Source organism: Alteromonas infernus (assembly GCF_902705815.1).
In genome coordinates this window covers 20,981-46,625 of the sequence record NZ_CACSIG010000031.1, presented here as the reverse complement: position 1 = coordinate 46,625, position 25,645 = coordinate 20,981, and the positions used below count along the sequence as shown (strand labels likewise).

General features: G+C 46.1%; 22 protein-coding genes. 8 read left to right on the top strand and 14 right to left on the bottom strand.

What is annotated here, in order from left to right:
• Nucleotides 1-117: 117 nt before the first annotated feature.
• From ACX5J7_RS07600 to ccmA, 10 genes are all read right to left on the bottom strand, one after another.
• The gene (locus ACX5J7_RS07600; RefSeq protein ID WP_024015825.1) at nucleotides 118-1,041 is read right to left on the bottom strand and encodes an MlaA family lipoprotein; all 924 of its coding nucleotides are present in this window, start codon (nucleotides 1,039-1,041) and stop codon (nucleotides 118-120) included.
• Nucleotides 1,042-1,043: 2 nt separating this feature from the next.
• Complete coding sequence (ccmI, locus tag ACX5J7_RS07595; RefSeq protein ID WP_498706691.1) at nucleotides 1,044-2,330, bottom strand: c-type cytochrome biogenesis protein CcmI; 1,287 nt, start codon at nucleotides 2,328-2,330, stop codon at nucleotides 1,044-1,046.
• On the bottom strand, nucleotides 2,327-2,761 hold the full coding sequence (locus ACX5J7_RS07590) for a cytochrome c-type biogenesis protein (RefSeq protein ID WP_041703046.1): 435 nt from the start codon (nucleotides 2,759-2,761) through the stop codon (nucleotides 2,327-2,329). Before ACX5J7_RS07590 ends, ccmI begins: the two co-directional genes overlap by 4 nt.
• A 92-nt stretch (nucleotides 2,762-2,853) precedes the next feature.
• Nucleotides 2,854-3,522 carry a redoxin family protein gene (locus ACX5J7_RS07585; RefSeq protein ID WP_498706690.1) on the bottom strand — a complete coding sequence of 223 codons (669 nt, stop codon included), beginning with the start codon at nucleotides 3,520-3,522 and terminating at the stop codon, nucleotides 2,854-2,856.
• Nucleotides 3,515-5,572 (bottom strand): heme lyase CcmF/NrfE family subunit, encoded by a 2,058-nt coding sequence (locus tag ACX5J7_RS07580; RefSeq protein WP_498706689.1) that lies wholly within the window; start codon nucleotides 5,570-5,572, stop codon nucleotides 3,515-3,517. The genes ACX5J7_RS07585 and ACX5J7_RS07580 overlap by 8 nt, the downstream gene beginning before the upstream one ends.
• A 3-nt stretch (nucleotides 5,573-5,575) precedes the next feature.
• Entirely contained in the window at nucleotides 5,576-6,070 is a 495-nt protein-coding gene (gene ccmE / locus ACX5J7_RS07575; protein ID WP_015066378.1) for a cytochrome c maturation protein CcmE, read from the bottom strand.
• Between the two features lie 46 nt (nucleotides 6,071-6,116).
• Nucleotides 6,117-6,332 (bottom strand): heme exporter protein CcmD, encoded by a 216-nt coding sequence (gene ccmD, locus ACX5J7_RS07570; protein ID WP_015066377.1) that lies wholly within the window; start codon nucleotides 6,330-6,332, stop codon nucleotides 6,117-6,119.
• Nucleotide 6,333: 1 nt separating this feature from the next.
• Nucleotides 6,334-7,116, bottom strand: coding sequence for a heme ABC transporter permease (locus ACX5J7_RS07565; RefSeq protein WP_015066376.1), 783 nt, complete (start codon nucleotides 7,114-7,116; stop codon nucleotides 6,334-6,336).
• Nucleotides 7,116-7,781, bottom strand: a complete 666-nt coding sequence (ccmB, locus tag ACX5J7_RS07560; RefSeq protein WP_012517453.1) for a heme exporter protein CcmB — start codon at nucleotides 7,779-7,781, stop codon at nucleotides 7,116-7,118. The genes ACX5J7_RS07565 and ccmB overlap by 1 nt, the downstream gene beginning before the upstream one ends.
• Nucleotides 7,781-8,404, bottom strand: a complete 624-nt coding sequence (gene ccmA, locus ACX5J7_RS07555; RefSeq protein WP_287148887.1) for a cytochrome c biogenesis heme-transporting ATPase CcmA — start codon at nucleotides 8,402-8,404, stop codon at nucleotides 7,781-7,783. The genes ccmB and ccmA overlap by 1 nt, the downstream gene beginning before the upstream one ends.
• Before the next feature lie 308 nt (nucleotides 8,405-8,712).
• Here ccmA and ACX5J7_RS07550 point away from each other — a divergent pair, with 308 nt between their 5' ends.
• Nucleotides 8,713-11,298, top strand: coding sequence for a flagellar hook-length control protein FliK (locus ACX5J7_RS07550; protein WP_474376121.1), 2,586 nt, complete (start codon nucleotides 8,713-8,715; stop codon nucleotides 11,296-11,298).
• Between the two features lie 11 nt (nucleotides 11,299-11,309).
• A complete protein-coding gene (locus tag ACX5J7_RS07545) occupies nucleotides 11,310-11,627 on the top strand; it encodes an EscU/YscU/HrcU family type III secretion system export apparatus switch protein (RefSeq protein WP_012517450.1) in 318 nt (105 codons plus the stop codon).
• 154 nt (nucleotides 11,628-11,781) lie between these two features.
• On the opposite strand, the gene ACX5J7_RS07540 is transcribed toward ACX5J7_RS07545, so the two are convergent.
• The 4 genes from ACX5J7_RS07540 to ACX5J7_RS07525 all read right to left on the bottom strand — a co-directional run bounded on the left by ACX5J7_RS07540 (nucleotide 11,782) and on the right by ACX5J7_RS07525 (nucleotide 15,791).
• Complete coding sequence (locus ACX5J7_RS07540; protein WP_012517449.1) at nucleotides 11,782-12,978, bottom strand: ABC transporter permease; 1,197 nt, start codon at nucleotides 12,976-12,978, stop codon at nucleotides 11,782-11,784.
• On the bottom strand, nucleotides 12,962-13,783 hold the full coding sequence (locus ACX5J7_RS07535; RefSeq protein ID WP_015066373.1) for an ATP-binding cassette domain-containing protein: 822 nt from the start codon (nucleotides 13,781-13,783) through the stop codon (nucleotides 12,962-12,964). Before ACX5J7_RS07535 ends, ACX5J7_RS07540 begins: the two co-directional genes overlap by 17 nt.
• Before the next feature lie 301 nt (nucleotides 13,784-14,084).
• On the bottom strand, nucleotides 14,085-15,131 hold the full coding sequence (gene recA, locus ACX5J7_RS07530) for a recombinase RecA (RefSeq protein WP_012517447.1): 1,047 nt from the start codon (nucleotides 15,129-15,131) through the stop codon (nucleotides 14,085-14,087).
• Nucleotides 15,132-15,251: 120 nt separating this feature from the next.
• On the bottom strand, nucleotides 15,252-15,791 hold the full coding sequence (locus ACX5J7_RS07525) for a CinA family protein (protein ID WP_474376122.1): 540 nt from the start codon (nucleotides 15,789-15,791) through the stop codon (nucleotides 15,252-15,254).
• Between the two features lie 160 nt (nucleotides 15,792-15,951).
• On the opposite strand from ACX5J7_RS07525, the gene mutS reads away from it, so the two are divergent.
• The 6 genes from mutS to leuB all read left to right on the top strand — a co-directional run bounded on the left by mutS (nucleotide 15,952) and on the right by leuB (nucleotide 25,636).
• Nucleotides 15,952-18,543, top strand: coding sequence for a DNA mismatch repair protein MutS (gene mutS / locus ACX5J7_RS07520; RefSeq protein ID WP_474376124.1), 2,592 nt, complete (start codon nucleotides 15,952-15,954; stop codon nucleotides 18,541-18,543).
• 136 nt (nucleotides 18,544-18,679) lie between these two features.
• Nucleotides 18,680-20,311, top strand: a complete 1,632-nt coding sequence (gene pyrG, locus ACX5J7_RS07515) for a CTP synthase (RefSeq protein WP_498706685.1) — start codon at nucleotides 18,680-18,682, stop codon at nucleotides 20,309-20,311.
• Between the two features lie 59 nt (nucleotides 20,312-20,370).
• Nucleotides 20,371-21,663 carry a phosphopyruvate hydratase gene (gene eno, locus ACX5J7_RS07510; protein ID WP_015066371.1) on the top strand — a complete coding sequence of 431 codons (1,293 nt, stop codon included), beginning with the start codon at nucleotides 20,371-20,373 and terminating at the stop codon, nucleotides 21,661-21,663.
• Nucleotides 21,664-21,807: 144 nt separating this feature from the next.
• Nucleotides 21,808-22,548, top strand: coding sequence for a hypothetical protein (locus tag ACX5J7_RS07505; protein ID WP_012517442.1), 741 nt, complete (start codon nucleotides 21,808-21,810; stop codon nucleotides 22,546-22,548).
• Between the two features lie 430 nt (nucleotides 22,549-22,978).
• Nucleotides 22,979-24,538, top strand: coding sequence for a 2-isopropylmalate synthase (gene leuA / locus ACX5J7_RS07500; RefSeq protein ID WP_071958671.1), 1,560 nt, complete (start codon nucleotides 22,979-22,981; stop codon nucleotides 24,536-24,538).
• Nucleotides 24,539-25,636 (top strand): 3-isopropylmalate dehydrogenase, encoded by a 1,098-nt coding sequence (gene leuB / locus ACX5J7_RS07495; protein ID WP_498706683.1) that lies wholly within the window; start codon nucleotides 24,539-24,541, stop codon nucleotides 25,634-25,636.
• The last annotated feature ends 9 nt before the right edge of the window (nucleotides 25,637-25,645 follow it).

The window sequence follows — 25,645 nt, the reverse complement described above, 5'->3', positions numbered from 1 at the left end:
CTTAAACGCTAGTTATACGTGAAAGAATATAAAAAAAACGCTATGCAATTGCATAGCGTTTTTTTATAAATACAGATTTGCGCGCTTTGGGTTCGTTGACACTTTCTCGCACCCGAATTACTCGTTGCCATCCTCAGACTTGTCTTCACCCTTTGACTTTTCGCTCTTTTCGGTTGGCTTGTCTTCTATAAGCGAGGCTTCATCAACGTCTTCAGTTGCCCCATCATAGTCGTCAAAATCGCCGCCCTCCAGCATCGCTTCAAAATCAGCAAAGTCATCTAATTGCTCATCATCTATGGCTTTATCACCGCTCTTACCATCGGTAACACGAAACTCTAGGTTTTCAAAATAGGCATTTTTTACAAACGCATAGTCATCTACCGACTGCTCTAACTGCGCTTCTTGATCTAGCAACTGCGCTCTTGTTTCAAGTACCGATATTCCGATACGCGCTAGGTTTACAGAGCCCTCAAGCAGCGACATAGGAAACGCGAAGCCGTCGACATAGTCACCGGTAAAGCTGCGGGGGTCGCTGGGGCCTAAAAATGGCAGCATTAAGAAAGGACCCGTATCTAGCCCCCATACGGCCAGGGTTTCTCCAAACTGCTCTTCTTTGCGCTCAATACCTATTTTGCTCGCCACGTCAAAGGTGCCGACTAACCCAACGGTTGTATTGATAAGGAACCGCGCCAGGCTGTCTAAGCCGTCATCTACCTTTCCTTGAAACATGTTGTTTAGAAAGTTCGCGGGTTCTTGCAGGTTATCCGTAATATTTACTAAGCCCGTACGTGCGGCCTGAGGCATTACCGTTACATAGGTAACGGTAACGGGGCGCAAAATATAGGCATCTAACACATCCCAGTTAAAATCCCATAACTTGCGGTTTACCGGTTCAAATGGATCACGGGGGTCGGATGTATCAACAGCAGCGCTGTTAGTTCTAGCTACATCAGCTTGTTCTTGCGCGCTATTACTCGCACAACCGCCTAAGAAGCTCGTTGCAATAATCAACCCAGCGATGAGTGATTTTGACAAATCCATACTTATAATTCCTTATTAATAATAACGCTTAATGAAGAGAGTTCGTTAGCCACAACCGTTGCTTCTGTGCTTCCCTGCCATTCCCCTTCAGATACTGCCACATTACCATCTTGAGATAGCCTAGCGGTTATTACAACCTCAGAGAGTGTAGCAAGAGTAAACTGGGGCATCATGGCATTATCAGTCGTTAACGATACAGAGATCGGGAAATCTTCAATGGGTAATTTCACCACAGCTGCCGGCATTTTATTGTCTGAATTTGCGTCTTGTGCGAACACAATTAAAAAGCCCGCTTTAGGTGCGTTTGCATCCGCTTCTTTAGACAAACTCACCGTCACGTCAAAGCCCGTTTCAATGGCATTGCCACCATCATTAACACTTGGCTGCTTTTGCACTGTTCCACCCGTTTGAAGCAACACCATTTCACTGGAATTGCCTTCGAGTTCCTTAATGCGGGCGCTCAAGCGCTGAGCCATATCGCTGTCAGAAGGAAGCTTGCCCTCTACTTGTTGATAAAAGCGCCGCGTGTTGTCCAAATCTCCGAGCTGAGCAGATACCACGGCCATCATAAGCGCGAGATTATCGTTTTGCGGTGTATCTTGTAGCAAGCCTAATAAGATAGATTGTGCTCGTTCAAGGTTATTTACATCGCCGGTAGTCATTAACGCTTGCGCAAGCGTGATACGATTAGCGGAATTTGATGGTGATAAACTTACCGCTTTATCGATTGCCTCTATAGCTTGCACCTCTTGCCCTATACTCAGCATCAATCTGCCAAAGTACATCCAGCCGGTATCATCCTGAGGCTCCTCGCGAAGACGTTGGCGAATAGCCAGTGCCAGACTTGCTATATCTTCCTGGGTGAGGTTATTGGCATTACCACTGGCAAGCTGCTGACTTAACTCTGGCAAAGCGTCGATAGCCTGCTGCGCTTTAGCCACGCGCCCCATCTGATTAACCTGGGCATACACTACAATACCGCAAACTAGCGCTAAGACGCCGCCTATTGCCAACGGTAATTTGGCATTGCCTGTTTTAAGCGATTCAAAAGCGCTTTCATCGACCAAGGCTAACTTAAGCTCGTCTACAGCCTGTCGTTTATCGTGCTCGCTGATAAGCCCCTCTTGCACTTCGCGCTCGAGCTCAACTAAGCGCTGCTTTACAATTTGCGTATTACTTAAACTGTCTTGCTTTGCGTGGTTTTTACTGCGCAGCCAAGGGAAGGCAATAATGAGAAGAACAAGCGTAATTAAGCCTGAAACAATAATATAAAACTCAGACCAACTCATTCTTTCTCTCGCTCCAACATTTCATCTGCTTTAGCCAATTTGGCAGCCATATCTTCTGGTGGCGTGACTGATTTGCGGCGCACTACCACAATTAAGGCAATAAAAATAAACAATACAGGGCCAGCCCACAGCCAAAGCGTAGCCGCTGTCACCGGTGGCTGATAGTGTACGAAATCACCGTAGCGCGACTTCATAAACGCTATTACCTCTTGCTCTGTTTTGCCCTGCTTTAATAGCGAATACACCTTACGGCGCATATCGTGAGCAATCATGGCATCGCTGTCCGCAATGTTTTGGTTTTGACACATAGGGCAGCGTAGTTCAGCAGTTAGCCGTAAAAAGCTCTCTCGCTGTTCTGGGCTTTCGAATGAGAATTTATCTTGGGCAGCATGGGCGGAAAATGCTGTTATTACCCATAACAGCGTCACCATAGAAAGCGCAAGTGTTAATAGGCCAAATCCGTTTTTTAGCCTGTTAACGCCAGTATATTGGGGGGATACATAAGATACGGCGGGGAGTAGTTTCATTGCAGCCCTCCCTGAGCGCTTTTATCATCGCTCATTACCGCGTTTACCTCTATGTGCGCATCTGCACCTTGTGTTTTAGCCGCTTGTGCCACCAACTTATTATAAAGGGGGCCAACTTTTGTGTTCCAAACGCGCTCGTTAATATCGCCAATATGATGCATGCGTATAACGCCATTAGCATCAATCACAAAATGCTCTGGTGCGCCGGTCACGCCTAAGTCTAACGACGTATCGCGATATACATCAAAAATATTATAGGCATAAGGATTCCCGTAGCGACTTAGCATTTCAGTCACTTCTTGCTGAACACGGCTCAACGTTTTTGTACCGAAATCTGGGTCTAAATCCTGATCGAAATACAAACCGACTATATGAACATCTTGCTCATTTTTAAGCTGTGTTAGATACGGCATTTCAACCGCGCAGGTTACACACCATACGCCCCACACGTTTAAGATAGTAACCTTCCCTTTTAAATCTTCTGGTGTATATGTCACGTCCGGCTGCATTAAATCTGGCAGCGAGAAGGCCGGTAATGTTTTATCCTTAACCTGCGAATCTAATTCACGCGGGTCGGAAAAAAGCCCTTTAAAAAGAAAAATGACTAGCAACGAAAAGAGCACGAGTGGAATAGCCACCAACGACAGTTTTTTTTCATTATGCATCTCCTTTTGTGGATACTCGTGACACGGCAGAGGCGTGGGTATTTGGTGTACCTGTTGAAGCTACAGATTTACTGCCCAGTACACGTTTCAACTTTTTCACTTTCGCCATGCGGTAGCGCTTATCACTAATAGAAAAAATACCGCCTATCGCCATAACAACCGCACCCGCCCATAGCCAGATAACAAACGGTTTAATGTAAATACGAATAGCCCATGCGCCATTGTCTAACGGCTCGCCCATGGCAATAAATAAGTCTCGCGCTAGGTTTGAATGAATAGCCGCTTCTGTCATGGGCATGCGCTGCACAATGTACAACCGTTTTTCTGGCTCTAGATGCGCGATCAGTTCGCCATTTTTATAAACATCGAATATGCCTTTATCTGCATTAAAATTCGGACCTTCCACCTTCCGTACATCTCTAAAGCTAAAGTCATAGCCACCCAGCGAGACGGTATCGCCGATATCCATACGCACGTCGCGCTCAAGTTCATAATTGGAAACCAGCGTAATGCCAATAATACAGATAGCAAAGCCCACATGGCCTAGCACCATGCCCCAGTGACTTGGCGTAAGCTTGCGAAGTTTAGCCATCACCGAGGCATTATCAGAGTTACTTGAAGGCATAGCTGATAAACGCTGCATGACTTCTTGCACTGTGGTGACGAGGATCCAAAACACCAACACCATTCCCAACACACCCATATAGGTTGGTTCGTCGTAGGCAAAGTTCACTAGTACACCTGCACTTAGTGCAATACCGCCTGCGACCAATAGTTGTTTTTGCAGTTCGCTGGCTTTTTGCTGTTTCCAGCGCGTTAGTGGACCTAAACCCAGCATTAATACAAAAGGCACAATGAGAAGCGTAAACATTTGGTTAAAGAACGGGGCGCCTACAGAAATACTGCCTAAGCCTAACTCTTTGTGAACAAGGGGCAGCAGTGTACCAAGCAGAACAACCAAAGTTGCTGCGCACAGAAAGACATTGTTGCCCATTAACAGCACTTCACGAGAAAACGCTTGGTAGCGCCCAGGGCTTTTAAGCGAGGCCGCACGCATGGCATAAAGCAGCAACCCAAAACCGCTAAGTACAATCAATATGCCCAAGATGAACAAGCCTCGAGTAGGATCGCTTGCAAAAGAGTGCACCGAAACAATAACTCCGGAACGTACTAAGAAAGTGCCTAATAAACTCAAACTAAATGCGGCAATTGCCAGTAACACTGTCCATGACTTAAACGCTTTTCGCTTTTCGGTCACTGCCAGCGAATGCATAAGCGCCGTGCCTACAAGCCATGGCATAAAGGATGCGTTTTCTACCGGGTCCCAGAACCACCAGCCGCCCCAGCCGAGTTCATAATATGCCCACCAGCTACCTAGGGCAATTCCCACGGTTAAAAAGGCCCACGCAGCAATCACCCAAGGACGAGACCACCGCGCCCATGTCGAATCTAGTTGCCCCGAAATTAACGCAGAAATAGCGAACGCAAAGGCAACAGAAAAGCCTACGTACCCCATATAGAGCATAGGCGGATGAATGATCATACCAAAATCTTGCAGCAGCGGATTAAGATCTCGCCCGTCGACCGGGAAAAACGGTAGCATGCTGTTAAAAGGGTTTGAGGTAAGCAGCATAAATAAGTAAAAACCAATGCCTACCATGCCCAATACCGACAGTACTCTAGCGACCATGGCAAGAGGTATCCCCTTACTGAATATTGCCACTGCCACGGTCCAGATTGAAAGCATCAATACCCACAGTAGGAAAGAGCCTTCATGACCGCCCCAAACAGCAGTAATCTTATAGTAAATGGGCAATCGGCTATTTGAGTGTTGCGCAACGTAGGCCACACTAAAATCGTCAGTAACAAACGCGTACGTTAAACACACGTAGGCAATAAGCGTGAAGGTGAATAAGCCAATTGCCAGTGGTTTGGCGGTTGCCATTAACGCTTCGTGCTGACGGTGAGCACCCCATAGCGGATAGACTGCCAACAATATAGAGAGCACTAATGCCAACGTTAGCGCGATATTTCCAATTTCAGGCACCATAGATTATTTGCTCCCGGCGCCGTTTGACGACTCATACGTTGGCATATTTTCAGGTTTTACATGCTTAATGCCTTTCATTTTTTCAGCAAGTTCTGGCGGCATGTACTCTTCGTCATGCTTAGCTAATACTTCTTGCGCTTTAATCGCCCCAACATCGGTGAGTACGCCGGTAGCGACAATGCCCTGACCTTCGCGGAATAAATCAGGAAGGATCCCCGTGTAGGTTACGGTAACGGTAGGACCGGTATCGATAAGGTCGAAACTGACGGCTAAGCTTTCACTGTCGCGGCTAACGCTACCCGGCACTACCATTCCGCCTATGCGAAGGCGCTGGCCTATCTGGGGCTTCTGACCATTTTTACCTTCAATGATCTCGCTTGGCGTATAGAAAAGGTCAATACTGTCATTTAGCGCGTAAAGCATTAATCCAATTGCACTTACTATTAAAAAACCGATAATTCCCACTACGGCCAGTCGCTGCTTTCGTCTCGGGTTCATGCAACTCTCACTTCGAAAAAACTAATAAACAATTACAAAACGCAAGTTAAAGCGATGTACTCTCTTGCTGTTGCTGTCGCGCTTTTTTAATGCGCGCTTTGCGCTCTTTTTCCACCACAACCTGTTTTAAAAGGTTACGGTGTTTAATCAAACTTTGGATGGCGATGATAGCCATGGCCGCAAATGTCACACCAAACGACAGCCATACATAAAATGCATAGCCCCCCATGTTGATAAAGTCGGCCAACGATTCAAACTGCATATTAGTTGCCCCCTTTCACGCTGTGGTTAACTTGCTGTTTAGAAGCTAACTGACTGATAGCCAAAGCTTGCACCCATGGCCTGTGCATTTCGCGTAAAACAATCTCATTTCGAAGGCGCACTGTGGTTACTGCACCAATAAAAAATGCGAATCCAAGTAAACTAATTAACAGCGGCCACAGCATTTCTGGCGCAATAGAAGGGTTATCAAACTTACTGATTGTCGCCCCTTGGTGCAACGTATTCCACCATTCTACCGAGTAGTGAATAATGGGGATATTTACTACGCCCACCAGCGCCATCACGCCTGCGGCTTTACCGGCCTGTTGTTTGTCTTCAAATGCGCCATAAAGGGCAATTACGCCCATGTACAAGAAAAGCAGAATGAGCTCTGAAGTTAGGCGTGCATCCCACACCCACCATGCGCCCCACATAGGTTTTCCCCATGCAGCACCTGTGAAAAGCGCAATAAAAGTCATCACCGCCCCTATTGGCGCCATAGCAATCATGCTCATATAAGCAGTTCGCCACTGCCACACCATCCCCACAAGCGCAGCGATGGCCATGGCTACGTAGGTGCCCATAGACAAGATTGCGCTAGGAACGTGGATATAAATAATTCTAAACGAATCACCTTGCTGATAATCTTGAGGCGCAAACGCCAGCCCCCATACCGTACCAACGCTAAGGCACAGTAACGCGCCAGCCCAAAACCAAGGCTGTAAGGTTAAACAAAGCTGATACGCACGCTCTGTTTTAGCGTAAGGGTGTAACCACTTCCACATTAGTTTTGACTCACTTTTAAAGAATACGCTATGGCAAACGGTGCCAACGCCGCAGCCAACAACAGCATGGCGGCGATAATAGCAAGTTGTGCATGATAAGGTAATTGCAGTGCGGCAGAATCCACAGCCGACGTGGCAAATATCAGTAACGGAATAAAGACAGGGATAAGTAGCAATGCCAACAGTACCCCGCCTTTTTGCAATCCAACGGTAAGTCCTACCGCAATGGCGCCAATTAAAGAAAGTAATGGCGTGCCCAGCAACAATGTTAAAACGAGTGCGATATACATATCGACCGTTAGATTCAAAAACATCGCTAGCAGCGGAGAAAGCAATAATAAAGGCACAAAACTGACCAGCCAATGGGCAGCTACCTTCACCGCGCTCACTGCCGGCAACGCCAGACCAGAGAGCATATACTGTTCTAGCGAACCGTCTTGGAAGTCATCGCGAAACAGTCTTTCCATTGCCATAAGTGATGACAAAATTGCCGCAATCCAAATTACCCCCGGTCCAATGCGCTGAAGAGTATCAGGAGAAGGGCTTACACCTAAAGGGAATAAGGTTACCACCATGAGTAAAAACATCAGTGGTTGCACCAATTCCGCTTTTTGATTGAACGCAATGTGCATGTCGCGTTTAAAAATACCTTGGTAAAGTGACATTAAAAGCGATACTCCAGGTCAAATACGCGGTGTTCCCCAGCGGTTTCTGACAGTGGTTGATGCGAAGTGGTAATAATAAGTCCACCGCGACTAACATGCTCTTTCATACTCGTTTCAAGTAAGTGAACCCCTTTTACGTCAAGCGCTGTAAACGGTTCGTCTAATACCCACACCTTTGCTGGCTTTAGCCATAGTCTCGATAACGCAACACGACGCTGTTGACCAGCCGATAAATACCTAACAGGCACATCTTCAAGCCCAACTAAACCCACTTTCGCTAAGACGTCATAAAGCACGTTCTCTTGCACCGATGTACTGTGTTGAGCTAACCAAAACGATAAGTTATCCAAGGCAGAAAGGCTGCCGTTAGTACCACTCTTATGTCCTAAATAGAAAAGATCGCGATAATAGTCTGTTTTGTCCTCGGCTATGTCCATTCCATTATATGAAACGGCGCCCGACTCAGGTGCACTCAGCCCAGTTAATATGCGAAGTAAGCTGGTTTTCCCTGCACCGTTAGGCCCGCGCAAATACAGCAACTCACCAGTATTAACAACCAGTGAAAGCCCCTCAAAAAGGGTTCTGTCTCGTTTGCTGCACGTTAATCCGCACGCCTCTAACACTACTTGGCTACTCCAACCTAAAAAAGAGGTTTTAAAAAATGGCGCTAGTCTACCACATGAACGCTTTTTCGCAGTCGCGAATTCCAATTAAATATGATTTACTTCAAAGACAAAGACATTTTTCAAAAGAGCCCTTAGACCAAAGGTGGGTTGTCTTTCAGCGCAAAGATGAATTGTTCATCTGCCTTAAGAACGAATGGTTTCGCTGTACTTTATTAGTGAGCGCTTATTAATGATGAAACAGCCTCAAAGCACTTTGCTATACTCAAATAAGTAAGGAAAAGCGCGACTATGCCGATATCTCAATTATGACAACACCATTATCATCACTATTGGCAGCCGCTCTGAATCAGTCAACGGGCTCGACTTCGCCAACATCTTTATCGTCACCAGTAAACCTTGATACCGCTACTCAAGGGGCGAGTCGAAGTACTTCTCCCGCTATTGCCAACGCTGCGCTGTCGCAGGCAGCCACCTTAGATAATGCCGCGAAAGTAATAGTTGAACGCTTACCTGAACGAGTGCTATCGATAACGGTTACACCAAATAATGTATCGTCAGCAGCTCAAGTACTTAACGTTGCCTTACCCGCAGAAGTCAGCGCTAAGCTTTCTAACCAAGCAATTAATAATGCGCAGCTTGCACTTTTGCCTACCTCCCCTAACCATATCTCAGGCCCAGAAGCGAAAAGTGCTCAAAATACTTCTCAAAGTCAGGTAAACACTCACTCTGCAGTGCTGCTTTCTACACGCTTGTCTCAACAAGAGGTGCCATTGTCTGCGCCCGAAAAAGCTGAATTACTGAAAGCCGTGGCACAAGCTCTTGCTGCAAATAACGCCGCCGTTACGCTTAAAGGTCAACTTTCTATTTCTACAAAGAGTGAAAATTTTGGGCAACTCATGCTCACCACCGCTAAAAATGAGGTTATTCCCCTATCGGACATTAATACTGAAAAGCTTGATAGCACGGCTAAAGCAGCGCTTCAAAAGCTAGTTGGACAACAGGTCGTCATAGGATTAAGCCGAGCTAGCAACGGTGGAATCGCGCTGCAAATCTCTCAAAGTTCGTCCAATGAAAGTGCTGGCCCAACAACCAACGACAATAATTTCGCTGCCATGACTCATAAAAATGTAAGTACCAACTTACAACAACAGTTCATTTCCAGCGCACTTAAGCAAGGTGGCGTAGCTGTTGAGCATAACTTGAGTAACCCGCCTCGACTTAACGCGCTTTTAAAAGGTTCTGGTGCCGACACTAACGCGTTAAAAGTGCTTTCTGCGTTGACCTTAACTGACAACAAGCTCTCGATTCGTACATCACAACAAAATGCGGTATTACAAATTGATATACCTCAGAGCAAGGGGTCTTCCCTTGCGGCCCCGACTCTGACGCAGGAGCAGGTAAATAAACTTAACCTTTCGCAATTACCAAAAGCGACAGCGAAAGGGCTCGAAGCCTTCGCCGGCACGAGCGCTAGCTTAACCTCATCTTCTCAGCCAAACGTTAAAACTGAAGTTCCCACATCGCTTAAAGGCACCGATGTTCACAATGCCATCACTGCACTTTCTCGAGTATTACTGAGCCAAACAGGCAGTACAAACCAAGCACTAAACCAACTCATAGCTATTGTGGAGAATGAAAGATTACCGCCCAGCCAGGGTATGCCTAAAGCACATGAAGCTCAGCATTTTGATAAAATTTTGCAGCAACTTAAAGGCCTTGATGCGCTCAACGCGAAGGCTTCTCAAGCCAAGGTATCCAATGGGGAATTTATCGGCCCTCCAAAGCCACCCAAGGAACAACTGCTAGCATCGGCAAAAGCTATATTAACTGAAGGGAAAGATGCCGCTTCAGCAGAGAATAATGGCCTGCAGGGAAAAGACAGTGGGCGTAAACCCTCGCTTGTATCACTTGCCTCTCTCGCACAAGCGTTAAGCTCACAGGCCAAAGGCTTATCAAATAGTTTACTGAGCAATATCGCTGCACAACTGGCGGCTACACAAGGTAAAGGGGCAGAGATAGCGCCAGTGGTTTCAGATAGTCACGCCACTATAGCGGGTTCAAAATCAAATGAGAGCGTAGCTGGCGAGAATGAAAGTGCTATCGAGGTGGTAAAAAGCGGAACAAAGAAACTAGCGCTAGATATGAATGAACAAGGATTGTCGCAACGCTTGCAGCAGCTTATATCTACACAGGCGCTCGTTACCACACCAATAAACTTAACCTCGCCCGTAAACGCTTCTAGCTTTGTTCAAGGGCTGGTCGCCTTGGTTCAATTGGCACTAGCGGGTCGCGCCATGCAGCGTCAGCCTAGCTTAAAAGCGCAAATAGACGCGCCTGACTCTATCGTTTCAAAAACGTTGGCAAATATGGGGGTAACGGCTCAACCAAGTCGTGTTAGCCACGACATGAACCAGCTAGACGGCCGACAGCAGCTGCTTTCTCAACTTAAAACACTGCTAAGTAGCCACCAGCAAAACAAAATTGCCAATGTGGACAGCCGTATTCAAGGACAAGATAGTTTTTATTACGTTTTGCCATCGCTTTCACAGCACCACAGTCCACCAGAACTCTTGATAAAACGAGAGCAAGGTGGGCAGAACAATAAGCACGCACAAACAGGCGAGCGCTCTCTTTGGAATATCACGATGAAGCTGGACATTGGTGACAGCGGACAAGTTTTGGCAAAATCAAAGATAGATCAAAGTAGCATTACGCTCGATTTGTATGCATCAAATGATGAAGTATTAAGACGCATTAGCGATACCCTGCCCTACCTGCATCGTCGTTTAGAATCATTAGGGCTGGAGGTTGAAAACACGAGCTTTCAGCGGGGTCATATCCCTGACACGCTAAACACTCGACCGCATCAAATTTTTGAAACACGGGTATGAGAAGTGCATCGATGAGCGACACGAGAAAGGCGAAACGGGCGATTGGATTAAAATATGAAGGTGGCGATAAGAAAAACACACCGAAGGTCGTGTCCAAAGGCTATGGAGACTTAGCCGAAGCGATTATCGCCATGGCTGAAGAAACGGGCATTTTAATCCACGAAGACCCGTATTTAAGTGAAGTGTTGGCCACTCTCGATGTAGGTCAAGATATCCCTGAGTCACTGTATTTTGTTATTGCTGAACTCCTTGCTTATTCTTATGTATTGCAAGGCAAGATACCGCCTGGCTGGGAAGGTATTATCAAACGTGTTGATTTTGAGGTTTAGGGCAGAAATACTACCTATGTCTTTCCCGGCAGCTCTATCCAAGCGTTAGCAAAGAGAAAGTAAAAAACGCTTAGTCGGGCTTTTTATCTATTGTAACTAAATAGCCCGCTATTACGGGCTATTTTTAAATGAGTGTAATAACTGCAGCCCTTACTTATCTAAACAACACTTTTTCTTTATTAAACCAGTGTATGCAGAAGAAGATAAGCCCGGTTGCAATAACCGCTGTAGAAGTGAAAATTCCGAACAGGGCGAAGTAATCCATAGTCCCCTTGAACAGTTCTTTCATCGCCAGTGCTACGTTAGTCAGCGGAACCCATACCCAGCCACCTTTCAATTCTACACCAGGCATCATGGCAATAATAACAGGGAAGATGACTACCATTATGAGCGACCCCATATAGCTTTGCGCTTCTTTAAACGAGCGAGCGTAGATAGAAAGAGACAGTAATACTGCTGCGAACACTGCCACAACCGGGACCAACATTAAGAAGATAAGTAAAAAGTCGACTAGACCAATCATAGACATTATTTCTACTACAAATTCCACTGCCATACCTTGGGATAATACCAAGCCCCATATGGCCATGGAAGATACCGTTATTAGCGCAGTAACAATACCTGCGGTGGCAACCGTAAAGAACTTGCCCAATACCAACTTGTGACGATCCATTGGCGATATAAGCAGGGTCTCTAGGGTACCGCGCTCTTTTTCTCCTGCACCTAAATCTGCTGCTGGTGCCATCGCACCCTGTAAACACAAAATAAAGATGAAGTACGGCAGCATACCGCCTAAGCGTTCACCCCATACTTCACGATCATCCGCCACATTTTGCTTTTCTATCTTGATTGGCTTCAACAAAGCCTCTTGCTGAGTTTCATCTAGATTAAGCTGCGCAAAAGCGGTCTGTTGGAAAGCATCGGTATATTCATCAATGATGTCAGATACACGCCCCATAACTTTGTTAAGGCCTGCATCGTTTAAATAAAGCTGAATCTTATGTTGCCCTGAATTTAATACATCACTATCGAAACTTTCTGGTATAACCAACACAAAGTCTAACGTTTCGTTTTTAATGAGTTTGGCATAATCCGTTTCATCGCCAATCGCGACCGGTTCAAACTTATCAGACGCGTCGTTAAAAGATTGTACAATTGCTGGCGCGTAGGCTTCGCCAACGATAGCGTATTTTAATACTTCGTTTTCTGCTTTATCTGCCGCTGAACTCATAAAAAAGAATGCGACACCAAAAATGGCTGGGAACAGTAGAAGCGGTAAACCAATCATAAAGATGATGGTTTTCTTATCGCGCAATAGCTCTTTGAATTCCTTTTTAAAGATTAACCACATTGCCCGTCTCCTCAGTATCCATTGATAGTGTTTTTAGAAAGCTCTTGTGCATCTGACCGCTGGCCCCGTCATTGCCAGACAAAGCACTAAAAGCGGCAAGCGAATCGTTAAATACGGTTTCCCCTTGGTTAATCACGGTCACCTTGTCGCAAAGGGTTTGCACCTCATCAAGATGGTGAGTAGAGAAAATAACCGGGGTACCTTTATCCTTAAGGCGTTGGATAAATTCCATAACGGTACTGGTTGCCATAATATCAAGGCCGGTTGTAGGTTCATCAAGTACCACCAGTTCTGGCTCGTGAATAACAGCGCGGGCAATCGACACTTTTTGTTTCATGCCTGATGAAAAATTCTCCGCTCTTCTATCAAGGAAGGTTTGCATATCGAGCAAGTCAGCTAACTCTTCAATACGTGCATTAATCACATTTTTTGAAATGCCGTGTAGCTCACCGAAGTAGCTAATATTCTCACGCCCGCTTAAACGGCCATATAGACCTGTTGAACTCGAAAGAAAACCAATTTTCTTTCGCGCAATGTTGGGGTTAGAAAGTACGTCCTCGCCACCTATGAGTACTTTGCCACTGTCGGGTTTAAGCGCTGTTGAAAGCATACGCAATGTAGTGGTTTTACCTGCGCCGTTAGGTCCTAACAGTCCAAGAACCTGACCTTTTTCGCAAGTAAAAGACACATCCCTTACAGACTGAAAATAACGCCCTTTTAAACGCGGGTCCTTCTTCTCTTGTTCGCTAAGCTTTTTCGGGTTTTCCACCGTAAAGCGTTTGGCGAGACCTGATATTTCAATCATTCCCTTTCCCTCTTGATGTAAGCTGTTCTCAATATTAATCGTTGTTTAAGGCTTTATTTGCTGTAGCCGCAAATTTGCTTTATTTATATTCCGAAACGTTGAACCTTGGATACACCAAAAGCCAACTTTTCTTTGTAGTCTTCGCTTATCGTACTTTATTACAGCATTCCCTGTTTTTCTTTTTTGTACAAGTTCTAGGTTACCAAGAAGTGTTAATAAATATGTATTGTCGAAGGTATAAAATGCAGATACAAAAAAACCCACCAAAGGGTGGGTTTTTAATCGCTATGAAGCGTTAATTTTACTCAGGAAGTACGTCGTCTTCACCCTGCGGCAATGCTTCTTCTGCCTTTACTGTTTTAGAAAGCAATAGTTCTTGGCGGATCTTCGTTTCGATCTCGTTTGCTGTCTCTGGGTGTTCCTTAAGGTACTTCATTACGTTTGCTTTACCTTGACCAATACGGTCACCCTTATAGCTGTACCAAGCGCCGGCTTTATCAACAAGCTTCTGCTTAACACCTAGGTCAATAAGCTCTGCTTCTTTGCTGATACCTTCACCGTAGCGGATCATAAATTCAGCTTGTTTGAACGGTGGCGCAACCTTGTTTTTCACGACCTTCACGCGGGTTTCGTTACCCACTACCTCATCGCCTTCTTTAACTGCACCAATACGGCGAATGTCTAGACGAACAGAAGAGTAGAACTTAAGCGCGTTACCACCCGTTGTCGTTTCTGGGTTACCAAACATTACACCAATCTTCATACGAATTTGGTTAATGAAGATACAAAGGGTGTTTGAACGCTTAATGTTTGCCGTAAGCTTACGCAGCGCCTGTGACATCAAGCGGGCCTGAAGACCAACGTGAGAATCACCCATGTCACCTTCAATTTCGGCTTTTGGTGTAAGTGCAGCAACCGAGTCAACAATAACGACATCTACGGCACCAGAGCGAACTAACATGTCGCAAATTTCTAACGCTTGCTCACCAGTGTCAGGCTGGGATACCAATAGCTCGTCAATGTTTACGCCTAACTTTTCGGCGTATACAGGGTCTAGCGCGTGTTCAGCGTCAACGAACGCACAGGTTTTACCATTTTTCTGCGCTTCAGCGATAACTTGAAGAGTTAGCGTGGTTTTACCTGATGATTCAGGGCCGTAAATTTCTACAACACGACCACACGGTAAACCGCCTATGCCTAGAGCGATATCAATGGTTAGTGAGCCAGTAGAAATCGCTTCAATATCCATGGCTTGGTTGTCGCCTAAGCGCATGATAGCGCCTTTACCAAATTGCTTTTCAATTTGGCCTACTGCGGCGGTTAAAGCTTTTGATTTGTTATCGTCCACGTATGTATCCTCTAGGATTTGCGGTTAAATTCTGTTTTGACATCGCCTATTCATTTAATGACGGTATCAAATAATGATCACATTCTATACTGTACAAGCATACAGTTTCAACCCGTGTTTTTAATTTTCACTCAACAATTTTACTAAGTGAGAAATAGCAAAAGCGATCGCGTGATGGCGAACTTCATCTCTGTCACCGCTAAATACTTGTTTAATTTGTTCCGCTTTTTCGCCACATAAAAAACCGAACCATACAGTACCCACCGGCTTTTCTTCACTGCCACCATTTGGGCCAGCAATCCCGCTTACAGTAACAACGAGTTGCGCACCACTATTGCGGCGTACTCCGTCCGCCATTTCTTTTACCGTTTGCTGAGATACGGCGCCATACTCTACTAGCGTTTGCTCGGTAACGCCCAATCGGCTTTGTTTAGCACTGTTTGAGTAGGTTACCCATGATTGATTAAACCAATCCGAGCTGCCCGATACACTGGTAAAAGCAAAGGTTATACCTCCGCCCGTACAGGACTCTGCGCTAGACACACTCCAACCTTTTGCTCGAAGTGCATCGCCCAATACCTGAATTTGAGCAGATAATGCACTATCAAGCCTTAAAGGGGTGGCGTTTACTGTCGAATCAGTTGAAAATGTCCCGTTCATTTTAGAGATACCTAGTTACACCTGTTGTTATTCACCAGATCTGTTATTCATAAGATCTGCGCTTGATCTTAAAGAGGGTGAGTTTATCATTTATTCCCTTCAACAGGCATTAAACCCAGCAACAAATTCGCAGAGGCATTTTTTGGAATCACATACTCCTATGATGCGCCAATATTTAAGCATAAAGGCGCAACATCCGAATATTCTACTTTTTTATCGCATGGGCGATTTTTACGAGTTATTTTATGACGATGCCAAAAAAGCTGCTGAATTACTGGACATTTCGCTTACGGCGCGAGGTAAATCGGGTGGCGAGCCCGTTCCCATGGCAGGCGTGCCTTATCATGCGGTAGAAAGCTACCTATCGCGTTTAGTAAAAATGGGGGAGTCGGTTGCCATTTGTGAACAAGTTGGCGACCCAGCGACGAGCAAAGGCCCCGTTGAGCGTGCCGTACAGCGCATTGTTACGCCAGGCACTGTAACCGACGAAGCTTTATTAGAAGAGCGTCGCGACAATATTCTTGCCGCTGTGTGCGGCCATAGCATGCATTATGGGTTAGCCACATTAGATCTAACTAGCGGTCGCTTTGTGGTGTTCGAGTGCGATAGTGATGAAAGCTTACTGGCTGAAATTCAGCGCATTAACCCGGCTGAGTTACTTTACCCTGAAGGCTTTGAAAGCCTGTCTCTTGTTGAAAATCGCAAAGGGCTACGCAGGCGTCCCGAGTGGGAATTCGACGTAGATACTGCAAATGAACAGCTTAACGCCCAGTTTGAAACTAAAACATTAGATGGCTTTGGTATAAAAGGCGTCACTAAAGGATTAGGCGCAGCAGGTTGTGTTTTACAATATGTAAAAGATACCCAGCGCACTGCCCTGCCCCACATTCGCCGCATTCAGACTGAACAGCAAGACAGCCGTGTTCAGCTTGATGCCGCAACGCGCAGAAACCTGGAACTTACCCATAATTTGTCTGGCGGTCAGGAAAATACCCTGTTCAGCGTAATGGACACTACCACCACGGCCATGGGCAGTCGTATGTTACAGCGAATCATTCACTCGCCGCTGACCGACCAGCATGAGCTCCAAAGCCGCTTAGACGCAATAGACACCTTTATTAATGACGATCCTGAAGATATCCGCAGTGCGCTCAAACACATTGGCGACATAGAGCGTATTATGGCGCGTTTAGCCCTTCGCTCGGCGCGCCCTCGGGATTTTGCACGCTTAAAAAATGCGTTTAATGCACTGCCTGATTTGCAAGATGCTCTTGCCCGTTTTGACACAGGACAAATTAGAAGTATTGGCGAAACCATTGGCACTTACCCTGAGCTTCAAGCCCTGTTAAACAGCGCTATAATCGATAATCCACCAGTTGTTATACGCGATGGTGGCGTAATTGCCGAAGGCTATAATGCTGAACTGGATGAACTGCGCAAACTATCACAAGGTGCTACCGACTACTTAGATGCGATGGAGCAACGTGAGCGTGAACGCACAGGCATTTCCACATTGAAAGTGGGCTATAACAAAGTGCACGGGTTTTTTATTGAAATTAGTCGTGCTAACAGTGCATTGGCGCCTGCCGAATACATCCGAAGACAGACCCTTAAGAACACCGAACGTTACATTACGCCTGAGCTTAAAGAGCACGAAGACAAAGTGCTAAGTAGCCAAGGGGCTGCACTTGCCCTTGAAAAACAGCTTTATGAAGCCTTGTTCGACAATTTTGCGCCATATCTCAACAAGTTAATTGAAACCGCCGCAGCGCTTGCCAAGCTCGACGTGCTGTGCTGTTTTGCCGAACGCGCGGTATCGCTCGATTGGCATCGGCCAAAATTGAGCCAAGAATGTGCGCTTACTTATGATGCCGGTCGCCACCCTGTGGTTGAGAACGTGATGAAAGACCCCTTCATTGCCAACCCACTGCAACTGGATACTGAGCGCCGTATGCTCGTTATTACCGGCCCAAACATGGGCGGTAAATCGACCTACATGCGTCAAACAGCGCTTATTGCTTTATTGGCCTGCATCGGCAGTTATGTGCCTGCTGAAAACGCCCACATCGGCAAGCTGGATCGCATATTCACCCGGATTGGCGCATCAGATGACCTGGCCTCTGGCCGCTCAACCTTCATGGTTGAAATGACCGAAACGGCAAATATTCTTAATAACGCGACTGAAAACTCACTGGTGTTAATGGATGAAATTGGCCGTGGTACCAGCACCTACGATGGTTTATCGCTGGCATGGGCTTGCGCGAGCTACCTCGCGAAGCAGCTAAATGCCTACACCCTTTTTGCGACCCACTATTTTGAGCTGACCGAACTACCCGAAACGCAAGCGGGCGTTGTGAACGTGCATCTTAATGCGATGGAGTTTGAAGACACCATTCGCTTTATGCATACCGTATCTGAAGGCGCCGCGAACAAGAGCTTTGGTTTACAGGTTGCACAACTTGCTGGTGTACCAAAACCTGTGATTAAAGCCGCTCAGCAAAAGCTCGCTATTTTAGAATCATCACACGTCATGACCAGTGATGAATCAAGGGGCAGTGACACTTCGCAAGCGCAAAGCAACACCTCCAGAAAAATTGACAACAGTTCAAATGCGAAAGGACAAGCAGAAATGCTTTTTCCAGACAAACCGCACCCCGTGGTGGAAGCGCTTGAAAACTTATCGCCCGATGAGCTATCTCCTCGCCAAGCGCTCGACCTCATCTACACCCTTAAACGCTTAAGTCAATCGTAAAATTGCGCATCATGTGGGCAAATTGATTGTCTGCCCACATGAATTTGCGTATACTATCGCCCCGTCCAAAGTGTAGCTGGTTTTGTTCTAAACTCAGCCTATATTTACCATACAACCCAAACGTTCTAGGTTTCGCATGACAAATTATATTTTCGTCACAGGTGGTGTAGTTTCATCGCTAGGTAAAGGTATTGCTGCAGCATCATTAGCCGCAATTCTGGAAGCTCGCGGTCTCACCGTAACCATGTTAAAACTCGACCCTTACATCAATGTCGACCCGGGCACAATGAGCCCCATCCAGCATGGTGAAGTATTTGTTACCGATGACGGCGCAGAGACCGACCTTGATCTTGGTCACTATGAGCGTTTTATTCGCACCCGAATGACCAAGCGCAACAACTTCACAACCGGCCGGGTATATGAAGAAGTACTGAAGCGTGAGCGTCGCGGTGATTACTTAGGTGCAACCATTCAGGTCATCCCTCACATTACCAATGAAATTAAGCGCCGCGTTATCGAAGGTGCTGAAGGTCATGATGTGGCTATTGTTGAAGTGGGCGGAACCGTAGGTGACATCGAGTCACAACCTTTCTTAGAAGCTATTCGTCAGCTTGGTACTGAAGTGGGCCGTGAACGCGCTATGTTCATGCACTTAACACTTGTGCCTTACATGCCTGCATCGGGTGAAGTTAAAACCAAGCCAACGCAGCACTCGGTAAAAGAGCTTCGCTCTATTGGTATTCAGCCAGACATTTTAGTGTGCCGTTCTGTCGGTGCATTGCCAGCCAGTGAACGCTCTAAAATTGCGCTGTTCACTAACGTTGCTGATAAAGCCGTTATTTCATTAAAAGACGTAGACAGTATTTACCGTATTCCTGCCGCACTTAAAGCTCAGGGTATGGATCAGCTGGTTGTTGACCGCTTCGGTCTTGAATGTAATGAAGCCGACTTGTCTGAGTGGGAACAGGTACTTTACGCAGAATCTAACCCTACCGCTGAAGTTAATATCGGCATGATTGGGAAGTACGTAGAACTGCCTGATGCTTATAAATCAGTTAATGAAGCGCTTAAACACGCCGGCCTTAAAAACCGTCTTACTGTGAATATCCATCACATTGACTCACAAGATGTGGAAAGCAAAGGCACACAAATTTTAGAGCAGTTAGATGCTATCTTAGTGCCTGGCGGCTTTGGTGAGCGCGGTATTGAAGGTAAAGTTGCGGCAGCCCGCTATGCGCGCGAAAACAAGGTGCCATACTTAGGTATTTGTTTGGGTATGCAGGTAGCGCTTATCGAATACGCACGTAATGTTGCCGGCATGGAAAACGCGAACAGCACAGAGTTTAACCCTGAAACGCCTTACCCGGTTGTTGGCCTTATTACCGAGTGGTTAGACGCTGCGGGCACGACCGAAGTGCGCACTGAAACATCAGACCTTGGCGGTACAATGCGTTTAGGTAGCCAGCTTTGCCACCTTATTGAAGGGACAAAAGTACACGAGATGTACGGCAACGCTGAGATTTATGAGCGCCACCGTCACCGTTACGAAGTGAACAATAATCTTCGCGATCAAATTGAAGCAGCAGGATTGAAAGTAAGTGGTTTGTCCACTGACAAGCGACTTGTAGAAGTAGTGGAAATCCCTGATCATCCTTGGTTCATTGCGGGCCAATTCCACCCTGAGTTCACATCAACGCCTCGGGATGGACACCCTTTATTTACTGGTTTCGTTGCTGCGGCAGGAAAGTACCAGAAAGAAAATCACTAATTTCTAATAAAAGGGGCGCTCTCTCCCGTTGCGCCCCATTACATTGTTGAGGAAAAAACATGGCGAAAATTAGTCGCATTATCGGACGCGAAATCTTAGATTCACGCGGAAATCCTACTGTAGAAGCAGATGTATACTTAGAATCAGGCGCAATGGGCCGTGCTGCTGCACCATCAGGTGCCTCTACGGGTAGCCGCGAAGCACTAGAACTACGCGACGGCGACAAGTCTCGTTACCTAGGTAAAGGCGTAACAAAAGCCGTTGCAGCGATTAACGATACCATTGCACCAGCATTACTAGGCAAAGACGCACTAGCACAAGCTGATATCGACGGCATCATGATTGACCTTGATGGCACAGAAAACAAAGAAACACTGGGCGCGAACGCGATCCTTGCGGTTTCTCTTGCTGTAGCAAAAGCGGCAGCGGCTGAAAAAGGCGTAGCACTTTACGAGCACATTGCAGACCTAAACGGCACATCTGGTCAGTACTCAATGCCTGTTCCTATGATGAACATCATCAACGGTGGTGAGCACGCTGACAACAACGTAGACATTCAAGAGTTCATGGTTCAGCCAGTAGGCGCGAAGAGCTTTAAAGAAGCACTACGTATGGGCGCGGAAATTTTCCACGCACTTAAGAAAGTACTTTCTGCCAAAGGTCTAAACACAGCGGTTGGTGACGAAGGTGGTTTTGCCCCTAACCTTAGCTCAAACGCTGAAGCACTTGCTGTTATCGTTGAAGCCGTTGAAAACGCTGGCTATAAAATGAATGAAGACATCACACTTGCACTAGACTGTGCGGCGTCTGAATTCTACAAAGAAGGCAAATACGTTCTATCTGGCGAAGACAAGAGCTTCGATTCAGAAGCGTTTGGCGACTACCTTGCTGACCTTTCTGCACAGTACCCAATTGTATCTATTGAAGACGGCCTAGACGAAAGCGACTGGGACGGCTGGGCAAGCCTAACTAAGAAGATTGGTGACAAAGTACAGCTAGTTGGCGACGACTTGTTTGTAACTAACACCAAAATCCTTAAGCGCGGTATTGATAACGGCATTGGCAACTCAATCCTTATCAAGTTCAACCAAATCGGTTCACTAACTGAAACCCTTAACGCAATTAAAATGGCGAAAGACGCTGGCTTTACAGCGGTTATCTCTCACCGTTCTGGTGAAACAGAAGACGCCACCATTGCTGACCTTGCAGTAGGTACAGCGGCTGGCCAAATCAAGACGGGTTCACTATGTCGTTCTGACCGTGTTGCTAAGTACAACCAACTTCTTCGCATTGAGGAAGCACTAGGTGACGCAGCAACCTATAAAGGCCGTAGCGAAATCAAAGGCCAGTAAGTTACCCCTGTTAAAATGATGAAAGGCCGCTTAATATAGCGGCTTTTTTTGTCTGTTTTTCACGCTGTTTAATTAAACCGTGTAGCATCAAGCGCTGAATCTTGGTAGTGTTAAATGACTCTAGACAGGCATTTGATAACCCTAATGGCTCCAGGCGACGAACTTTCCCACTCTACTACCAACACTCAAGTTGGCTTTTTTAGTGACGCTGGTGAACTAGGTGGAAGCCATCCTCAATTTAATGAAATATGTACTGCCTTGTACGAAAGGGAAGTTATCTCTCTCGCACACAGTCAAATAACGAACCTTTCTTTACTTAAGCGTCGAATGGGCGGCCTGCCCTATCACGTTAAAGCCATTGCTCGACATATGGTAAATAACGAGGCTTTATCTAACCCATCGCCGCTAAGAGTGGATACACACAATGGTAGTTGGTATGCCAAGCAATCGGCCAAATGCCCCGGTATTAATCATTTAGATGATTCAGAAAAACGGGAGTCCTGGTATCGAAAAAATGCTAAGTACGGCCTTGTTGTCCCCGTTCTAGTTTTAAATATTGAAGGTACGCACATTGAACTCGATTCTATTGATATGGTTAATCAAGACAATACGCAGCTACATTTAAACAAGAATGGATGGTTTGCTAATACAGGTGAATGTATTCACTCCACTACACAGCCAGACGATGACTCTGCTTCAACGGCGCTTTCTGTGGAGCGTAAAATATTACTGCGGCCTTCAAAGGCTATAGTAACCGCAGCATGCTGTGGCCACGCGTGGAGCTTTAAGTCAAAGCGTTCACCTCGTGCATTAACCCTTCGCGAAATGCGCTTGTCGACGCAATTAAACTGGAAGAATTTCACGTTAAATCCAAAAGACCAATAAATATGCACTAATTGAGAATAAAAATTCAAAACACCGAAAACCGAAATTTTATATTTTTTAGTAGAAACATCCTACCTAAAGAGAAAAAAGCCACAAAATCTCTAAGACCCTAAGCTCTCTACCTTAAAATCACCTTTCACTCAAATCCTGGTTAGGATAAATATCCTAAATAATTAAAAGATAGCTTTTATACGCGAAAAATATACTCATTATCGTAAACAATGGTTGACCTCATCATGCCACATGGTACATTGTCGCTATCAACTTGGTCAGCAAAGAAACAACAGCAAATGCGTATTCGTTTTCTTCTTCTATCTCTACTCCTTATGGCAGCCAGACTGCACGGGTAGATTGCGACCAGCGATTCAAATTCACAAAAACCCGTGCCAAGCACGGGTTTTTTTTTAAACTATTTAACTGAGAGAGCGTCATGACAAATCAAGTGAAAATCTTTGATACCACATTGCGAGACGGTGAGCAGGCCTTACCTGCAAGCCTAAGTGCCAAAGAAAAACTACAGATTGCGCTGGCGCTCGAACGGTTAGGCGTTGATATTATCGAAGCTGGTTTCCCTGTATCTTCACCCGGTGATTTTCAATCAGTTCAAATGATTGCAAAAGAAGTGAAAAACTCTATCGTTTGTGGTTTATCTCGGGCGCTTCCAGGCGACATTGATGCCTGTGGACAAGCGTTGAGCGTTGCCGAACAGTTTCGTATACACACCTTTATCGCCACCTCTGAAATTCACGTGGGCGCCAAGCTTCGCAAATCTCAAGATGAAATTGTGGATATGGCAGTAGCTGCAGTAAAACATGCGCGCAAGTACACAGACGACGTAGAGTTTTCATGTGAAGATGCGGGCCGTACTCATATCGATTACCTATGTCGTATGGTAGAGGCAGCAATCAACGCCGGCGCAACTACCGTCAATATTCCTGATACCGTAGGCTACACCACGCCAACTGAGTTTGGCGGCATTATTCAGCAACTGTTCAATCGCGTTCCGAATATCGATAAAGCGACCATTTCGGTGCATTGCCACAACGATTTGGGTTTAGCCGTTGCAAACTCCCTTGCGGCCGTCGAGCAAGGCGCTAGGCAGGTAGAGTGTACTATTAATGGTATTGGTGAGCGTGCGGGTAATGCGTCGCTAGAAGAAATTGCCATGATCTTACAAACTCGTAAGAACATGTTGGGCTTTGAAACCAATATCAATTCTTCTGAAATTTCGCGTTCTTCTAAGTTAGTTAGTCAGCTTTGTAATATGCCCGTGCAGGCAAACAAAGCCATTGTCGGCGCTAACGCATTTAGTCACTCGTCTGGTATTCACCAAGACGGCGTCTTAAAAGCGCAAAACACTTATGAAATTATGACCCCAGAAAGTGTGGGCATTAATAAAAACAACCTAAACCTAACGTCGCGATCTGGCCGCCATGTAATTAAACACCGTTTAACCGAACTGGGTTATAAAGCTGAAGACTATGATTTAGAAGCGGTTTATGACGCATTCTTGAAGTTAGCGGATAAAAAAGGGCAAGTTTACGATTACGACCTTGAAGCCTTGTTATTCTTTGATAAACAAAAACACGACCAAGCTCACTTCCAATTGCTTTATCTTCAAGCGAATTCAGGCCGTGAAATCATTCCAAGCGCCACGGTGAAAATGAAAGTGGGCAATGAAGAAATTACCCAGTCTAGTACTGGCAACGGCCCTGTAGATGCGGCTTATAAAGCGATTATGTCTATACTAGGGCATGAAGATTTAGAAGTTGTGGACTTCAAACTAGATTCAAAAGGTGAAGGTGCAGACGCCCTTGCACAAGTAAGCGTTATCGCCACTTATAAAGGCCGCCGCTTCCATGGTATTGGCCTTGCTACAGATATTGTAGAAGCCGGCGTTAAAGCCTTGATCTTTGTATTAAACAACACTTATTTAGCCGATCAAATCGATCAGCAAAAAAATCAACAAGAACGCGTTGCGGGAGTATAAATGAGCCAGTATTCAATTGCCGTACTAGCCGGAGACGGTATCGGCCCAGAAGTCATGCAGGAAGCCAATAAGGTTTTAGATGCAGTTGAAAAGAAGTTTAACGTTAGCCTAAACCGAACTGCATACCCTGTGGGTGGCTATGCCATTGATACTGAAGGTGAAGCCCTGCCTTCTAAAACTTTGCTAGGCTGCGAACAAGCCGATGCGATTTTGTTTGGCAGTATCGGCGGCCCTAAATGGGATACATTACCGTTAGAGCAGCGCCCAGAACGTGCTGCGTTGCTTACCCTTCGCAGCCACTTTGACCTGTTCAGTAATCTTCGCCCTGCACGCATTTATCCTGGTCTTGAAAGCCTGTCGCCGCTACGCGAAGACATTGCCAAGTCAGGGGTAGATGTTTTAGTTGTGCGCGAACTGACTAGCGGTATTTACTTTGGCCAGCCAAAAGGTCGTGAAGGTGAAGGCGAAGAGGAATTCGCTTATGACACCATGCGCTACAGCAAACGGGAAATTTGCCGTATTGCTATTGCAGCGTTTGAAGCAGCGCAAAAGCGTCGCGGTAAAGTAACCTCTGTAGATAAAGCAAACGTATTGGTCACAAGCCGTTTATGGCGCGAGATTGCCGAAGAAGTAGCAAAAGACTACCCAGACGTAGAGCTTGATCATATCTACATTGATAACGCGACTATGCAAATTATGAAGAACCCGGCTCAGTTCGACGTGATGCTATGCTCTAACCTGTTTGGCGATATCGTTTCTGACGAATGCGCCATGATGACCGGCTCTATGGGCTTGTTACCGTCGGCAAGTATGAACGAAGATGGCTTTGGCCTTTATGAACCTGCAGGCGGTTCAGCCCCCGATATCGCAGGTCAGGGTATCGCTAACCCTATCGCACAAATTTTATCAGCCGCTATGATGCTGCGTTTTAGCATGAACTTAGGTGATGCCGCAGACGCCATCGAAAAAGCGGTCGTCGCAACACTAGAAGCAGGTGTACTGACAGGCGAGTTACTCCCTGCTGAACAACGTGAAAATGCAGCAAGCACATCGCAAGTAGGCGATGAAATTGTAAAACAATTAATGGCGCAGGAGTAAAAGAACCTC